Raw genomic sequence first — 14,577 nt, 5'->3', positions numbered from 1 at the left:
TCGGGGCGCGGGGCTGTGGCTGGGTCTCGCTAGGCTGCTCGGCGCCTGCGGCTCGCTGCGCCGGTGTCGCTGCGGCGGGCGTTGGTGCCGCCGGTGGTGCTGGAGCGGCGAGCGGCGGTGCCGCCGTTCGTCGTGCCGGCCGGGTTCGCGCCGCGACGGGACCGCTGCTGCTGACGGCCCTGGGACTCCGTGCCGCCGCCCGTGCCCGTACCCGAGACCGACGGGCGCCTGGCGCCGCCGCCGGTCGCGCGGCGGGGCTTGCTGGTGCGCTTCGGCTGTTCGGCGGGCTGGGGGACCTCGATGACGACCGGGACGCCGGAGGGCTCGCGGGCGCCGGTGATGCGGGTGAGTTCCTCGTCGCTGGACTTGACGCGGGCGGTGCGCGGGCTGATGCCGGCGTCCGCCATGAGGCGGGTCATCTCGCGCTTCTGCTCGGGCAGTACGAGGGTGACGACGCTGCCGGACTCACCGGCGCGGGCGGTACGGCCGCCGCGGTGCAGGTAGTCCTTGTGGTCGGTCGGCGGGTCGACGTTGACCACGAGGTCGAGGTCGTCGATGTGGATGCCGCGGGCCGCCACGTTGGTGGCCACCAGCGCGGTGACCTGACCGTTCTTGAACTGGTCGAGGGTGCGGTTGCGCTGCGGCTGGCTGCGCCCGCCGTGCAGCGCGGACGCCCGTACGCCGTTGGCGAGGAGCCGCTTGGTGAAGCGGTCGGCGCCGCGCTTGGTGTCGACGAAGAGGATGACGCGGCCGTCGCGGGCCGCGATCCGCAGGGCGACGGCCTTCTTGTCGGTCTCGTCGGCGACATGCAGCACGTGGTGCTCCATGGTGGTCACCGCGCCCGCGGAGGGGTCGACCGAGTGCACCACGGGGTCCGTCAGGAACATCCGCACGAGACGGTCGATGTTCTTGTCCAGCGTCGCCGAGAACAGCAGTCGCTGACCGCCCGGTTCGACCTGCTGGAGCAGCGCCACGACCTGCGGCATGAAGCCCATGTCGGCCATCTGGTCGGCCTCGTCGAGCACCGTGATCGCGACCTGGTCGAGGCGGCAGTCGCCCCGCTCGATGAGGTCCTTGAGCCGCCCGGGGGTGGCCACCAGCACCTCGGCGCCGCGGCGCAGCGTGCCGGACTGCCGGCTGATCGACATACCGCCGACGGCCGTGGCCACGCGCAGGTTCACGGCGGTCGCGTACGGCGTCAGCGCGTCGTTGACCTGCTGCGCGAGCTCACGCGTGGGGACCAGGACGAGGGCGAGCGGCGCCTTGGAGTCGGCGCGGCGGCCCGCGGTGCGCGCCAGCAGGGCGAGCCCGAAGGCGAGCGTCTTGCCGGAGCCGGTACGGCCCCGGCCGAGAACGTCGCGCCCGGCGAGGGAGTTGGGCAGGGTCGCGCCCTGGATCGGGAAGGGCTCGGTGACACCCTGGGCGGTGAGGGTCTTCGTCAGCGCGGCGGGCATGTCCAGCGCGTCGAAGGACTCGACGGCGGGCAGCGCGGGCGTAATGGTCTCGGGCAGCGAGAACTCCTGCGGCGGCGCGACCTTGCGGGCACCGCCCTTGCCGGCGCCCCGGCCGGTGTTCCGGCCCGCGCTCCTCGCGGAGCCGCCGGTCTTCGCGGAGCCGCCGGTCTGGGCGCCGCGCGCGTTTGCCGGCCGCTTACGGACGGGACGTTCGGATCGAGTCATGCTGGATCTGGATTTCCTTCCTGGGCCCCACGGACTGCACGCACAGCGCTCACCACATTCATGAGCAGTCACAGCACGAGCCGGGGCCCGCACCCGAAGGTGCGGGGCCCCGGCTCTGGAAAAGCGCGTCCCCGAAATCAGGCGGGGATGATGTTCTCCGCCTGCAGGCCCTTCTGGCCCTGGGCGACGTCGAACGAGACCTTCTGGCCCTCCAGCAGCTCACGGAAGCCGGAGCTGGCGATGTTGGAGTAGTGGGCGAAGACGTCGGGGCCGCCGCCGTCCTGCTCGATGAAGCCGAAGCCCTTTTCCGCGTTGAACCACTTCACGGTGCCAGTAGCCATAGTTTTTCTCCTGAATAGGTGAGGGTCCCATCCGGAGATGCACCGGGAAAGCCGGAGATGCCGGTAAAACAAAACGCGCCTGCGGAGGATTCCGATCAGGCGCACAAAGTAAATGGGTACCAAAAACGTATCAATGAGACAGTAGCACACTCCGGGCCGCCGCTGTGACAGCGGCGGCCCGGAGGTGCTCCGCTCAGGCCAGCGGTCCGGTCACCGGCTCCACCGCCGCGACCACGTGGCCGCCGCGCACGAAGGCGTCCGCCGCCTCCAGGTCCGGGGAGAGGAAGCGGTCCGGGCCGGGGCCCTGGACACCGGCCGCGCGGACGGCGTCGATGACCGCCTGCGACGCCGGGGCGGGGGTCAGACCCTCGCGCAGCTCGATCGCGCGGGTGGCGGCGTACAGCTCGATGGCGACGATCCGGGTGAGGTTGTCGACGGCGGTACGCAGCTTGCGCGCGGCCGACCACCCCATCGACACGTGGTCCTCCTGCATCGCGGAGGACGGGATGGAGTCCGCGGACGCCGGTACGGCGAGCCGCTTCATCTCGCTGACCAGCGCGGCCTGCGTGTACTGGGCGATCATCAGACCCGAGTCGACACCGGCGTCGTCCGCGAGGAACGGCGGCAGGCCGTGCGAGCGGTTCTTGTCGAGCAGCCGGTCGGTGCGGCGCTCGGCGATGGAGCCGAGGTCGGCGGCCGCGATGGCGAGGAAGTCGAGGACGTACGCGACCGGGGCGCCGTGGAAGTTGCCGTTCGACTCGACGCGGCCGTCGGGGAGGACGACCGGGTTGTCGACGGCGGAGGCGAGTTCGCGCTCGGCGACCGTGCGCGCGTGGGCGAGGGTGTCGCGGCCGGCGCCGGCGACCTGCGGGGCGCAGCGCACGGAGTAGGCGTCCTGGACGCGCGGGGCGCCGTCCTGGTGGTGCCCGGTGAGCTCCGAACCCTTCAGCACGGCCAGCATGTTGGCGGCCGCGGCGCTCTGCCCGGGGTGCGGGCGGATGGCGTGCAGCTCGGGGGCGAGGACCTTGTCCGTCCCGAGGAGGGCTTCGAGGGAGAGCGCGGCCGTCACATCGGCGGACTTGTAGAGCTGCTCCAGGTCGGCGAGGGCCATGACCAGCATGCCGAGCATGCCGTCGGTGCCGTTGAGAAGGGCGAGGCCCTCCTTCTCGCGGAGCTCGACGGGCGCGATGCCGGCCTCGGCGAGCAGCTCGCCCGCGGGCCGTACGACACCGTCCGGGCCCTCGGCGTCGCCCTCGCCCATGAGCGTGAGCGCACAGTGGGACAGCGGCGCCAGGTCCCCGGAGCAGCCGAGGGAGCCGTACTCGTGGACGACCGGGGTGATCCCGGCGTTGAGGATGTCCGCCATGGTCTGCGCGACCTCGGGCCGTACGCCCGTGTGCCCCGAGCAGACGGTCTTGAGCCGCAGGAACATCAGCGCGCGAACAACCTCGCGCTCCACGCGCGGGCCCATCCCGGCCGCGTGCGAGCGGACGATGTTGCGCTGCAGCTGGGCGCGCAGCTCCGGGCTGATGTGCCGGGTCGCGAGGGCGCCGAAACCGGTGGAGACGCCGTAGACGGGCTCCGGCTTGGCCGCCAGCGCGTCCACGATCTCGCGGGCCGCGGCGAGGGCCGCCACCGCCTCGTCGGAGAGTTCGATCCGGGCGCCGTCGCGCGCCACGGCGAGAACGTCGGACGCGGTCACCCCGGACGTCCCCACCACCACAGTGTGCATATCCATATTCAGGAGCGTACGCAGTGAATTCGATGATGTCACTAGTGGGTGGCCGGTTTACCCCTTACTTCGACGTACGTCACACAGGGCGCCCACTCCGCGTCCGTCACGGGCGGCGCGCACGGCGTCCGACGCCCCTCACGGGCTGAGCTCATGTCGTCCACGGAAGCGGCGGCGCTCCCCTTCCGTGGGCGACGGCGCGTCCGCGAGGCGTACGACCGGGTCGTCGGGGCCCTCGCGCCCGGCGACCACGGGCTTCGCCGCACGCACGGCCTTGGCCTGGTACTGCGCGGCGTCGGCCAGCCGGAACAGCCGGCGGGCGGACCGCACGGGCCCGATCGGATCCTCGGTCGAGGCGACCCCGCACGCCACGCCTTCCCCCAGCTCCAACTCGGCGGCGCGGCGACAGAGTTCATCGGCGATACGGACGACCTCGTCCGCCGCCGGGCCCACCGCCAGCAGACAGAACTCGTCACCGCCGAGACGCGCGGCGAGGGTGCCCGGAAGCATGGCCCCGCACAGGGACAGCACCGACCCGAACCGTTCGAGCAGCCGGTCGCCGACCGCGTGCCCCTGGGTGTCGTTGACGCGCTTGAGCCCGTTGAGGTCGCAGACGACGAGACTTACGACGACCGCGTCCTTCTTGTGCCGCTCGACGGCCTCGTCGAGGCGTACGTCCACGGCACGGCGGTTGGCGAGCCCGGTGAGCGCGTCGGTGAACGCGAGGCGCCGGGCCTCCTCCAGGCGCTCGGTCTGGGCGATCCCGGCCGCGACCACGGAGGCGAGGACGGTCGCGAAGTCGGCGTCGGCCCGCTCGAAGACCGGGGCACCGGTCGGCCGGGCCACATACAGCTCGCCCCACGCGCGGCCGTGCAGCACGATCGGCGCGACGACGCAGCAGCCGCGCCCTCGCCGGCGCAGCGCGGCAACACGCTGATGGCAGTACCCGGCACCGCCTCCCGCCGGGCCGTCCGCCGTCTCCACCCAGGCGTTGGGCTCACCGCCGCCCGCCCACCGCTCGTGCAGAAACTCGGTGATCTCCGGGAACTGGTGCACCGGGTAGGCCTCCCCGTCCGGGAACTCGTCCTCGTCCGGGGCCCGCTCGCCGACATTGGCGAGCACCCGCAGCCGGCCCAGTTCGCGCTCCCACACGGAGAGCGCGGCGAAGCTTCCGGCCAGCGCATGACACGCGCCGAGCGCGGCGGCCCGCCACGACTCGCGCGGGGTGCGCGCCGCCGCCATCCCCTGCGACAGCTCCACCACAGCCCTCAGCCGTCTGTCCTCACCCATCACTCCAGGCTAGGTAAAACTGTGGCATTTCGGGACATTGATGCGGCGAACAGGGGTCCGAGGCGGTGGTTCGGGTGAGGTTGCGTCTCGGCTGCGGGTGGGTGGGGGCTGGCCGCGCAGTTCCCCGCGCCCCTAAAAGATTGCGCAGTTCCCCGCGCCCCTTAAGGGGCGCGGGGAACTGCGCGAGCAACCCCCACCCACCCGCAGCCAACTGTTAAGGGGCGCGGGGAACGGCGCAATCTTTAGGGGGGTCTGGGGGCGCAGCCCCCAAGGATGGGACGGGTAGGGGCGGCGGGGGCGAAGAACGCCTACTCCCCAGGCCACCGCGGCGCACGCTTCTCGTTGAACGCCGCCACCCCCTCCGCCCGGTCCCCCGAGAAGGCCACGGAACGCCAGGCGGCATCCTCGACCTCAAGACCCGCACGCAGATCGAGCCCCTGCCCAAGCCGCAGCGCACGCTTGGCCGCCCGCAGCCCGACGGGCGAGTTCGCGGCGATGCGGGCACCGAGAGCGAGGGCCTCCGCCCGGTCCTCGCCCTCCTCCACCAGCTCGTCCACGAGACCCAACTCCCGAGCCTCGGCGGCCTCCAGACGCCGCGCCGAGAAGATGAGCTCGGCCGCGCGAGCGGCACCGACCCGGCGGGGCAGCAGCTGCGTACCACCCCCTCCCGGGATCACCCCGACGGACACCTCGGGCAACCCGACGACCGCCGTACGGTCGGCCACGATCAGGTCGCACGACAGCGCCAGCTCGAACCCGCCGCCCAGCGCGAAGCCGTGCACGGCGGCGACGGTCGGCATCGGCAGCTCCAGAACACCGGTGTACGCGGCCCGCGCCACCGGGCGCTGCCGCACCAGATCGGCGTCGGTGAAGGAGTTGCGCTCCTTCAGGTCGGCACCGACACAGAAGGCACGCTCGTGGGTGGAGGTCAGCACGACCACCCGTACGTCACGGTCGGCGGCGAGCGCCCCGCAGGCGGCGGCGATCGACCGGGCCATGTCCGTGGACACCGCGTTCATGGCCTTGGGCCGGTCGAGGGCGAGCTCCGCGACGTACTCGTGCCGCCGTACGGCGACGAACTCCCCGAACCGCCGCTCGTCCCCTTGCTCCGCCATGACACCCTCCCGATGACTGGTTAACGCGGGTTAACTTCCGACGCCTCCGATCATCGCAGCCGACGCCGCCCGACGAAACCCGTCCCCTCGCCCCGCACATCCCCGTTCGGGTGACATCCCGCCCAACTCCATTCCGCCACCCCCAAACCGCACATAACCTGCGCACCGCCGCAGCGCGTTCGGGGGGCGCGGGCACATTGGGGAGGGACGACCATGACGAACCGACAGACGACGCAGGCCACGAAGACCCGGCCGGAGCCGCGACGCACACCCCAAGGGGGCGCGTCGACGGAGCCCAAGGCGGTGGACGGCACATGGGCGGATCTCACGACGACCGGCGACGACCGACTCACCGGACCGGCCGCCAGCGGCAACGGCAGCGGCAGCGGCAGCGGCAGCGAGCGACTCGCCACTCCGACCGGCGGGGACGCAGGGGCCGGCCCGGCAACGGCGACTTCGCCGTCCGCGAGCGGGTCAGCCGCCTACGACGGGGCGGCAAGGCGCCGCACGCCGAGCAGGCCTGCACCTACGCCTATGCCCGCCACATCCGCCGAGCGCACTCCCGCAAGCGGTCCGGCGCCCGCGTGGGCCACGAGCGCCGCGGAACCGGTGCCCGCCGCGTCCGCATCACGCTCCGACGGCGCGACCCCCGCTCCCCTCTGGCAGCGCCCCGTCAGGGGGCGGCATCGCAGGCCCCGGCCGCGGCGGGTGCTGTTCGCCGTGGGTGGACTCGCGCTCGCCGCCGGGGTGTTGAGCCTCGTACGGATGACGCCGGAGTCGATGATCGGGGGTGGGGGGAGCGCGGAGGCCGAGCCGACCGGGGCGACCGTCACGGACGCGGCCGGCGACACCGTCACCACCGTCGAGGCCGTGCCCTCCGCCACACGTCCGGTGGCCGCCACGGCGACGGCGGTCATGGGCGGGGCCGGCTCGACGCCGACGCCGGGCGTGAGCCTCGCACCGACGACGCCTCCGACGACCGCGGGCCCCGCGTCGATCCCGTCGGCTCACAGAAGCGCCCCCGCGGCCCCGGCGCCGGACGCGACCGGCATTCCCACCGCTCCCATGGCCACGCCACCGCCCCCGGCCGAGACCACGCCCGCCGCGACGCATCCCGCCCCCGGCGCGACCACCCACGCCCCGGCCCCGGGACCCGGCGCACCGGGCGTGTGCGTGCCGATCGTCGGGATCTGCGTGAACGACCTGACGGCGCCGCTGGGCCTCCGCTAGACAGCTGGACGGCTGGACGGCTGGAAAGTCTGGGCAGACGACAGGAAACCTAGGCCTCGGCGTCCCTGCGGGCGAGCAGCCAGGGTTCGATCACGCCGAGGCCGCGGACCGGGCGCTGCCACATCGGCTGGAGGGCGAAGCGGTAGGAGGGCGGTTCCTCGCCCTCCTTCTCCGCGGCGGCCGCGGCTTCGGCGGCCTCCGCCTCGGAGGCGGGGGCGTCACCGGTGTGGATCAGTTCCTCCGCGAAGGCGCCGTCCACCAGGACCGCGTCGCGTGGCGCTATCGAGGTGAGGCGGCTCGCCAGGTTCACGGTCGTACCGAACACATCACCCATTCGAGTGGTGACCGTGCCGAAGGCGATGCCGACGCGCAGTTCCGGCATCGTCTCGTCGTTCGCCATGGTCTCGATCAGGCGCAGCGCGATCTCGGCGGCGATACCGGCGTCGTCCGCCGAGTACAGGACCTCGTCGCCCAGGGTCTTGATGAGACGGCCCCCGTGCGCGGCCACCAGGTCCGCGGCCGTGGTCTCGAAGGCCTCGACGAGCTCGCCGAGCTCCTCTTCCTCCATGCGGCGGGTCAGCCGCGTGAACCCGACCAGGTCCGCGAAGCCGACGGCGAGACGGCGGTCGACCATTTCGGCGTCGTCCGCCGCCTGTACGACCCGTCCGGTCGCGGCGGCGAGCTGGCGCCGCCAGACGTAGACGAGGAACTCCTCCAGCTCGGGCAGGAGCAGCTCGATCAGGGGGTACGTCACCTCGGTGCGCGTCATTCCCGGTTCCGGGGGCTCGGTCAGCCCCTCCAGGAACGAATCGATCTGCCACTCGGCCAGGCGGGCGGTGGTCTGGCCGGTGGAGCGCGCCACCTGCACGGCCATGGCCTCGCTCAGCAGGCCCGCCTCGACGAGACCGGCGAGGCGGCGCAGGGCGAGGACGTCCGCTTCCGTCAGCGCCTTGGCCTGGCCGATGTCGGCGAAGCCCATGGCGCGCCAGAAGCGGGAGGCCAGTTCCATGGAGACGCCTGCGCTGCGGGCGGCCTGGAACGGGGTGTAGCGGCGTTCGGCGCCGAGGATGAGCCCTTCCAGGCGGAGCGCCAGCGGGTCTTCTTCGGAGTCCGGGTCGGGGTGTGCGTCCAGGCGGGTGTTCGCGTCGGGGCGAGGGTCGGGGCGGCGGTCGTAGCGGCTGTCCGGGCCGGCGTCGGGGCGTGCGTCCGGGCGGGTGGGGGGCGCGTCGGTGACCGACCCGGCGGTACGGGGCGACTCGCCGTCGGGGGCGGGGTGGGAACCCGTGTCGGAGCCGGTGTCGTCGACGGTCACGCCTGCTGCCCTTCCGATCTGCCGCGGTCAGGTATCGACCGCGGTCAACTCTACGGCAGGTGTGCGCTGGCTCACTCCTGACGCCTGCGCCGAGGCAACCAGGTTTTTTCGCCCCCGCCGCCCCTGCCCGTCCCATCCTTCTGGGGCTCCGCCCCAGACCCCGTGGGCCGGTTCCTTGGCTGCGGGTGGGTGGGGGCTGGTCCACAAGATTGCGCAGTTCCCCGCGCCCCGTTCAGGGGCGCGGGGAACTGCGCGAGCAACCCCCACCGGCCCGCAGGGGCGCAGCCCCCAGGAACGGGACGGGACGGGCAGGGGCGGCGGGGGCGAAGAAACCGGGGGCTACGCCGGGCGGAGGTGGATCACGTCCCCCGCGCCCACCGGCTGCTGTACGCCCTCCTCCGTGGCGATGACCAGGCGGCCGGAACCGTCCACCGCCACCGCCTCCCCCGTGAGGGACCCCCCGCCGGGCAGCTCGGCCCGGACCGCGCGGCCGAGCGTCGCGCATCCGGCGGCGTAGGTGTCCTGGAGGCCGGACGCGGCGGGATCGCCCCCGGCGGCGCGCCAGCGCTCGTACCACTGCTCCAGGGAGCGGAGCACGGCACGCAGCACGGTGTCACGGTCAGTGGTCGCCGCCCCCGCGAGCGCCAGCGACCCCGCCCCGGGAACGGGGAGCTCGTCCTCGCGGAGCGTGACGTTGATGCCGATGCCGACCACCACCGCGTCGGTGCCCGCCCGTTCCGCGAGGATGCCGCCCGCCTTGCGTTCCTCGCCGCCCACGGTCACCAGCAGGTCATTGGGCCACTTGAGTGCCGTATCGACGCCGGCGGCCCGCGAGAGCCCCGTCGCGACGGCCACGCCGGTGAGCAGCGGCAGCCAGCCCCAGCGCTCGACGGGAACCGGGGTGGGCTTGAGCAGGACGGAGAAGAAGAGGCCGGAGCGGGCGGGCGCCGTCCACTGGCGGTCCAGGCGGCCGCGCCCGGCGTTCTGTTCCTCGGCGACGAAGACGACCCCTTCGTCGGCGTTCTGCTCCGTGGCCAGGGCGACCAGGTCGGAGTTGGTGGACCCGGTGCGCTGCACCACGTCGATATCGCGCCAGAGCCCGTCCTCACGGACCAGCGCTCTGCGCAAGGAGGCCGCGTTCAGCGGCGGACGGTCCAGGTCGGACCAGCGATTGTCGTTCGCGTCTGAAGCATCTCGCGGCGTCATGCAACCCACCCTAGGTGTGGTAAACGCCGCACTGCCGAACAGTAGGCACGCCACTACGCTACGGATGAGTAGCAAGCCCCCAGCAAGCCCCCCTTCTGAGCACCTCACCCTCACGTCCCCTTAGATCAGGCAGGGAGCCGCATCCCGATGTCCGAGCCGGAACAGCTGCAACACCCCGACATCCACACCACCGCGGGCAAGCTCGCGGACTTGCAGCGCCGCATCCAAGAAGCGACGCACGCCGGCTCGGAGCGCGCCGTCGAAAAGCAGCACGCCAAGGGCAAGTTGACGGCCCGTGAGCGCATCGAGCTGCTGATGGACGAAGGGTCCTTCGTCGAGTTCGACGAGTTCGCACAGCACCGGTCGACCGACTTCGGGCTGGAGAACAACCGCCCGTACGGCGACGGTGTCGTCACCGGCTACGGCACGGTCGACGGCCGCCCCGTCGCCGTGTTCTCGCAGGACTTCACCGTCTTCGGCGGCGCCCTCGGCGAGGTCTTCGGCCAGAAGATCATGAAGGTGATGGACTTCGCGCTGAAGACCGGCTGTCCGGTCATCGGTATCAACGACTCCGGTGGCGCCCGTATCCAGGAGGGTGTCAGCGCCCTCGGGATGTATGGGGAGATCTTCCGCCGGAACACCCATGCGTCCGGCGTGATTCCGCAGATCTCGCTCGTCGTCGGGCCCTGCGCGGGCGGCGCCGTGTACTCCCCCGCGATCACCGACTTCACGGTCATGGTCGACCAGACCTCGCACATGTTCATCACCGGCCCTGACGTCATCAAGACGGTCACCGGCGAGGACGTCGGCTTCGAGGAGCTGGGCGGCGCCCGTACGCACAACGCGGTGTCGGGCGTGGCCCATCACATGGCGGGTGACGAGAAGGACGCCATCGAGTACGTCAAGCAGTTGCTGTCGTACCTGCCGTCCAACAACCTCAGCGAGCCCCCGGTGTTCCCGGAGGAGGCGGACCTCACCCTCACCGACGAGGACCGCGAGCTGGACACGATCGTGCCGGACAGCGCGAACCAGCCGTACGACATGCACACGGTGATCGAACACGTCCTGGACGACGCCGAGTTCTTCGAGACGCAGGCACTGTTCGCGCCGAACATCCTCACCGGCTTCGGACGGGTCGAGGGTCACCCCGTCGGCATCGTCGCCAACCAGCCGATGCAGTTCGCCGGCTGCCTCGACATCGACGCCTCCGAGAAGGCCGCCCGCTTCGTGCGGACCTGCGACGCCTTCAACGTTCCCGTCATCACCTTCGTGGACGTGCCCGGCTTCCTCCCGGGCGTCGACCAGGAGCACACCGGCATCATCCGCCGCGGCGCCAAGCTGATCTACGCGTACGCCGAGGCCACCGTCCCCCTCATCACCGTCATCACCCGCAAGGCCTTCGGCGGCGCGTACGACGTCATGGGCTCCAAGCACCTCGGCGCCGACCTCAACCTGGCCTGGCCGACGGCCCAGATCGCGGTGATGGGCGCACAGGGCGCGGTGAACATCCTGCACCGCCGCACCATCGCGGCCGCCGAGGACCAGGAGGCGACCCGGGCCCGGCTGATCCAGGAGTACGAGGACACGCTGCTGAACCCGTACACGGCGGCGGAGCGCGGCTACATCGACGGCGTGATCATGCCGTCCCAGACCCGCTCCCACGTCGTCCGCGGTCTGCGTCAACTGCGTACGAAGCGGGAATCACTGCCTCCGAAGAAGCACGGCAACATCCCGCTGTAGACCCCTGTAGACCCGGATCCTGGGAGCAGACATGACGATCAAGGTCGTACGGGGCAATCCGACCCCGGAGGAGCTGGCCGCCGCACTGGCGGTGGTCAGGGCGCGCGCCGCGACGGCGGTCTCCACCCCGTCCGGCGCGCCGCACGAGCCGGACGCCTGGGCGGACCCGGCCCGGGTGGCCATGAGCCGCGTACCGGCCCCGGGCCCGAAGGCCTGGAGCCGCACGTACTGGCCCGGCTAGAGCAGTTCCGCCAGGGCTTCGGCCATCACCGCGTACCCCGCGTCGTTCGGGTGCAGGTGATCGCCGAAGTCGTACGCCGGGTGCAGCCGGTCCGGGTCTCCCGGATCGGCCAGCACGCGGTCGAGGTCCACCACGGCGTCCCACTCCCCCGAGCCGCGGATCCACTCGTTCACCTCGTGGCTCACCTTCGCCGCGTGCTCGCCCCAGTGGTCGGAGCCGCCGAAGGGCAGCAGGGTGGACCCGATCACGCGTAGCCCCCTCGCGCGCGCCTGCCGTATCAACTCCCGGTAGCCGTCGATGAGTTCATCGGCCTCCAGCACCGGCGCGGGCTTGTACGTCGGCTGTTCGTCCGTCTCGCTGAAGCCGATGTCGTTGAGGCCCTGGAGCACCACGAGGGTGTCCACGCCGGGGTGGTCGAGGACGTCGCGCCCGAGGCGGTGGACGCCCTTCTCGCCGTACCAGGCCGAGTCGTTGAGCAGCAGATTCCCGCCGATGCCCGTATTGAGCACGGGCCGCCCGGTGCGTTCGGCGAGCGCGTCGGACCAGCGGCGGTTCGCGCCCGGGGTCGAGCCGAAGCCGTCGGTGAGGGAGTCCCCGAAGAGCGCGACGGCGTCCGTACGGCCGCCCGTGTCGACCTCGACGGCCGAGAGGACGTACCAGGACTCGGTGGCCTCGCCGAAGCCCCTCCCGTCGATGTCGTCGAGGCGGTTCCCCTCCCCGCGGTAGCTGGTCGCGAAGGCCTGCGCGTGGAAGGTCGCGGGCCCGGTGGCGGTGTCGAAGTGGAGGGTGACGGTCACCGACTCCAGGGATTCCAGAGCGAGTTCGACCGGGTCGCTGACGACGAGCCCGCGTGCCGGGATCTCGGCATGGGCGACCCCCTCGAAGGTGAGCCGCCGCACCGAGTCCGCCTCGACGGCGGCCCCTTCTCCCGTACGGGCCACGGTGGCGCCCGCGATCCGCAGCGGCGAGGTGCCGTACGTGTGGGAGAGCCGGACACGGAGCCGGTCGCCGCCCGCGGTCAGGCGGGCGACCTGGCGCAGCGACTGGCGCCAGAAGCCCTCGCGCGACCAGTTGGGGGTGAAGCCTTCGCTGGGGAGCTGGGGCGATGCGGTCCAGGCGGTGGTGAACACGACAGTTCCCTCCCTAAAAGGGACCAGAGTTCCTTTAGCTGACCTCATGACCGTAGCAGGCGCGCGGACACTAAAGAAACCTCAGACCCATTTACACAGGACGTGCGCAAGTTGAGTACGCGTACTCAGGCGCGCGACCCCCTCGCCGCCGCACGATCGAAGACATGCTGTGGTCCGACCCGGAGAACGAGCCCCCCAAGGAACTCCGCGACATGCAGGACATGTTGCGGCGCCTGGGCGTTCTCATGGCCCTGGCCATGGTGCTCGCGATGATCGTGCTCGGCATCATGTGAACCGGTGGCCCGTGTCGGGTGATCCGGCGGTACGGCGGGGCCGATCGGCGCCGATACCCTGACCGCATGACCGATCAGCCGCGCCGCCGTCTCGTGCTCGCCTCGCAGTCCCCCGCCCGGCTCAACCTGCTGCGGCAGGCCGGACTCGCCCCCGAGGTGATCGTGAGCGGGGTCGACGAGGACGCCGTGACCGCGCCCACCCCCGCCGAACTCGCGCTCGCGCTGGCCGAGGCGAAAGCCTCCGTCGTGGCGGCGAAGCCCGAGGTCCAGGGCGCACTGGTGATCGGCTGCGACTCGGTGCTGGACCTGGACGGCGAGGCGCTCGGCAAGCCCGCCGACGCGGAGGAGGCCACCGCCCGTTGGAAGTCGATGCGCGGCCGGGCGGGCACACTGCAGACGGGCCACTGCGTCTACGACACGGCGGCCAAGCGCTATGTCGCCGGGGTCGCCTCCACGGTGGTCCGCTTCGGCGACCCGACCGACGCCGAGATCGCCGCGTACGTCGCCTCGGGCGAACCCCTCTACGTGGCGGGCGCGTTCACCCTCGACGGCCGCTCGGCCCCGTTCATCGAGGGCATCGACGGCGACCACGGCAATGTCATCGGGATCTCGCTGCCGCTGGTGCGCCGTCTGCTGGCCGAACTGGGGATCGGCATCACGGAGTTGTGGGCGCCGCCGGAGAAGTGATCAGGAGAACGATCAGGACGCCGACGGGGCCGGCGGAGCGGCGATCGGGGCTCCCCCTCCGGTGTCGCCGTTCTTGCCGCCCTCGGGGTCCTCGCCGTCCCCGGGCGCGGCGTCGGCGGGACCGGCGGCCTCCCGGCGGTCGTACGCCATCAGCGTGAACACGATCAGCCCGAGTACCACCATCATGAAGGCGAACGCGCCCCAGCCCACCAGGCCCACCGTGAACGCGCCGAGCATGCCGTGCACCACGGCGGCGCTGATGAGCAGGACGCGGCCGACGACACGCGGGGCGCGGTCGCGCAGGCCGACCAGCAGGGCGGCAAGGCCGCACGCCGCGAAGTAGAGGCCGAAGACCACCCCTCCGACCTTCGACGAGACGGACATCATGTCCGAGTCGAGACCTGCCAGGGACATGTCCTGACGGTCGACGACGACGCCGAGGAACCAGTTCAGCAACCCGATGCCGAGCGCCTCCACGAAGAGCACGATCGCCGCCACCCACGCCACCGGTCTGCGTACCACCGGTCCCCACCCACTTCCGAGTGCTGTTACCCCAAGTACGTTCGAGACATCCCGAACGC

General features: G+C 72.0%; 14 protein-coding genes. 5 read left to right on the top strand and 9 right to left on the bottom strand.

All coding sequences use genetic code 11. The features are described 5' to 3' along the window. Positions 1-29 precede the first annotated feature (29 nt). The 5 genes from AB5J50_RS31675 to AB5J50_RS31655 all read right to left on the bottom strand — a co-directional run bounded on the left by AB5J50_RS31675 (position 30) and on the right by AB5J50_RS31655 (position 6,157). Complete coding sequence (locus AB5J50_RS31675) at positions 30-1,679, bottom strand: DEAD/DEAH box helicase (RefSeq protein WP_369261555.1); 1,650 nt, start codon at positions 1,677-1,679, stop codon at positions 30-32. Between the two features lie 137 nt (positions 1,680-1,816). Continuing rightward, positions 1,817-2,020: a cold-shock protein gene (locus AB5J50_RS31670; RefSeq protein ID WP_054234742.1), complete on the bottom strand. Its 204-nt coding sequence runs from the start codon at positions 2,018-2,020 to the stop codon at positions 1,817-1,819. A 193-nt stretch (positions 2,021-2,213) separates the two neighbouring features. Then, positions 2,214-3,752 carry a histidine ammonia-lyase gene (gene hutH, locus AB5J50_RS31665; protein WP_327435183.1) on the bottom strand — a complete coding sequence of 513 codons (1,539 nt, stop codon included), beginning with the start codon at positions 3,750-3,752 and terminating at the stop codon, positions 2,214-2,216. Positions 3,753-3,890: 138 nt separating this feature from the next. Then, positions 3,891-5,042 carry a diguanylate cyclase gene (locus tag AB5J50_RS31660; RefSeq protein WP_369261554.1) on the bottom strand — a complete coding sequence of 384 codons (1,152 nt, stop codon included), beginning with the start codon at positions 5,040-5,042 and terminating at the stop codon, positions 3,891-3,893. A 308-nt stretch (positions 5,043-5,350) separates the two neighbouring features. Beyond that, positions 5,351-6,157: an enoyl-CoA hydratase/isomerase family protein gene (locus AB5J50_RS31655; protein WP_369261552.1), complete on the bottom strand. Its 807-nt coding sequence runs from the start codon at positions 6,155-6,157 to the stop codon at positions 5,351-5,353. 213 nt (positions 6,158-6,370) lie between these two features. Between AB5J50_RS31655 and AB5J50_RS31650 the strand changes: the two genes are divergently transcribed. Next, positions 6,371-7,387: a hypothetical protein gene (locus AB5J50_RS31650; RefSeq protein ID WP_369261550.1), complete on the top strand. Its 1,017-nt coding sequence runs from the start codon at positions 6,371-6,373 to the stop codon at positions 7,385-7,387. 49 nt (positions 7,388-7,436) lie between these two features. Here AB5J50_RS31650 and AB5J50_RS31645 read toward each other — a convergent pair whose 3' ends face one another. Both AB5J50_RS31645 and AB5J50_RS31640 read right to left on the bottom strand, forming a co-directional pair. Next, complete coding sequence (locus tag AB5J50_RS31645; RefSeq protein ID WP_327435182.1) at positions 7,437-8,519, bottom strand: adenylate/guanylate cyclase domain-containing protein; 1,083 nt, start codon at positions 8,517-8,519, stop codon at positions 7,437-7,439. Between the two features lie 519 nt (positions 8,520-9,038). Further along, positions 9,039-9,905: a biotin--[acetyl-CoA-carboxylase] ligase gene (locus AB5J50_RS31640; RefSeq protein ID WP_369261548.1), complete on the bottom strand. Its 867-nt coding sequence runs from the start codon at positions 9,903-9,905 to the stop codon at positions 9,039-9,041. A 147-nt stretch (positions 9,906-10,052) separates the two neighbouring features. Between AB5J50_RS31640 and AB5J50_RS31635 the strand changes: the two genes are divergently transcribed. Further along, positions 10,053-11,645 carry an acyl-CoA carboxylase subunit beta gene (locus AB5J50_RS31635; protein WP_327431232.1) on the top strand — a complete coding sequence of 531 codons (1,593 nt, stop codon included), beginning with the start codon at positions 10,053-10,055 and terminating at the stop codon, positions 11,643-11,645. A gap of 31 nt (positions 11,646-11,676) precedes the next feature. After that, positions 11,677-11,886 (top strand): acyl-CoA carboxylase epsilon subunit, encoded by a 210-nt coding sequence (locus AB5J50_RS31630; RefSeq protein ID WP_327431231.1) that lies wholly within the window; start codon positions 11,677-11,679, stop codon positions 11,884-11,886. Here the strand turns inward: AB5J50_RS31630 and AB5J50_RS31625 are convergent. Continuing rightward, positions 11,883-13,016, bottom strand: coding sequence for an SGNH/GDSL hydrolase family protein (locus AB5J50_RS31625; protein WP_369261546.1), 1,134 nt, complete (start codon positions 13,014-13,016; stop codon positions 11,883-11,885). The two genes, AB5J50_RS31630 and AB5J50_RS31625, sit on opposite strands and share 4 nt — an antisense overlap. Before the next feature lie 164 nt (positions 13,017-13,180). On the opposite strand from AB5J50_RS31625, the gene mmpB reads away from it, so the two are divergent. Both mmpB and AB5J50_RS31615 read left to right on the top strand, forming a co-directional pair. Continuing rightward, a complete protein-coding gene (mmpB, locus tag AB5J50_RS31620; protein WP_327431229.1) occupies positions 13,181-13,309 on the top strand; it encodes a morphogenic membrane protein MmpB in 129 nt (42 codons plus the stop codon). Between the two features lie 66 nt (positions 13,310-13,375). Then, the gene (locus AB5J50_RS31615) at positions 13,376-13,996 is read left to right on the top strand and encodes a nucleoside triphosphate pyrophosphatase (RefSeq protein ID WP_327431228.1); all 621 of its coding nucleotides are present in this window, start codon (positions 13,376-13,378) and stop codon (positions 13,994-13,996) included. A 12-nt stretch (positions 13,997-14,008) separates the two neighbouring features. Here the strand turns inward: AB5J50_RS31615 and AB5J50_RS31610 are convergent, their stop codons facing one another. Further along, positions 14,009-14,518, bottom strand: a complete 510-nt coding sequence (locus AB5J50_RS31610) for a hypothetical protein (RefSeq protein ID WP_369261544.1) — start codon at positions 14,516-14,518, stop codon at positions 14,009-14,011. Positions 14,519-14,577 lie beyond the last annotated feature (59 nt).

This window comes from Streptomyces sp. R35, from assembly GCF_041053035.1.
GTDB lineage: Bacteria > Actinomycetota > Actinomycetes > Streptomycetales > Streptomycetaceae > Streptomyces > Streptomyces lutosisoli.
The sequence above is the reverse complement of the archived record's forward strand: the minus strand, read 5'-3'. Positions and strand labels throughout refer to the sequence as shown.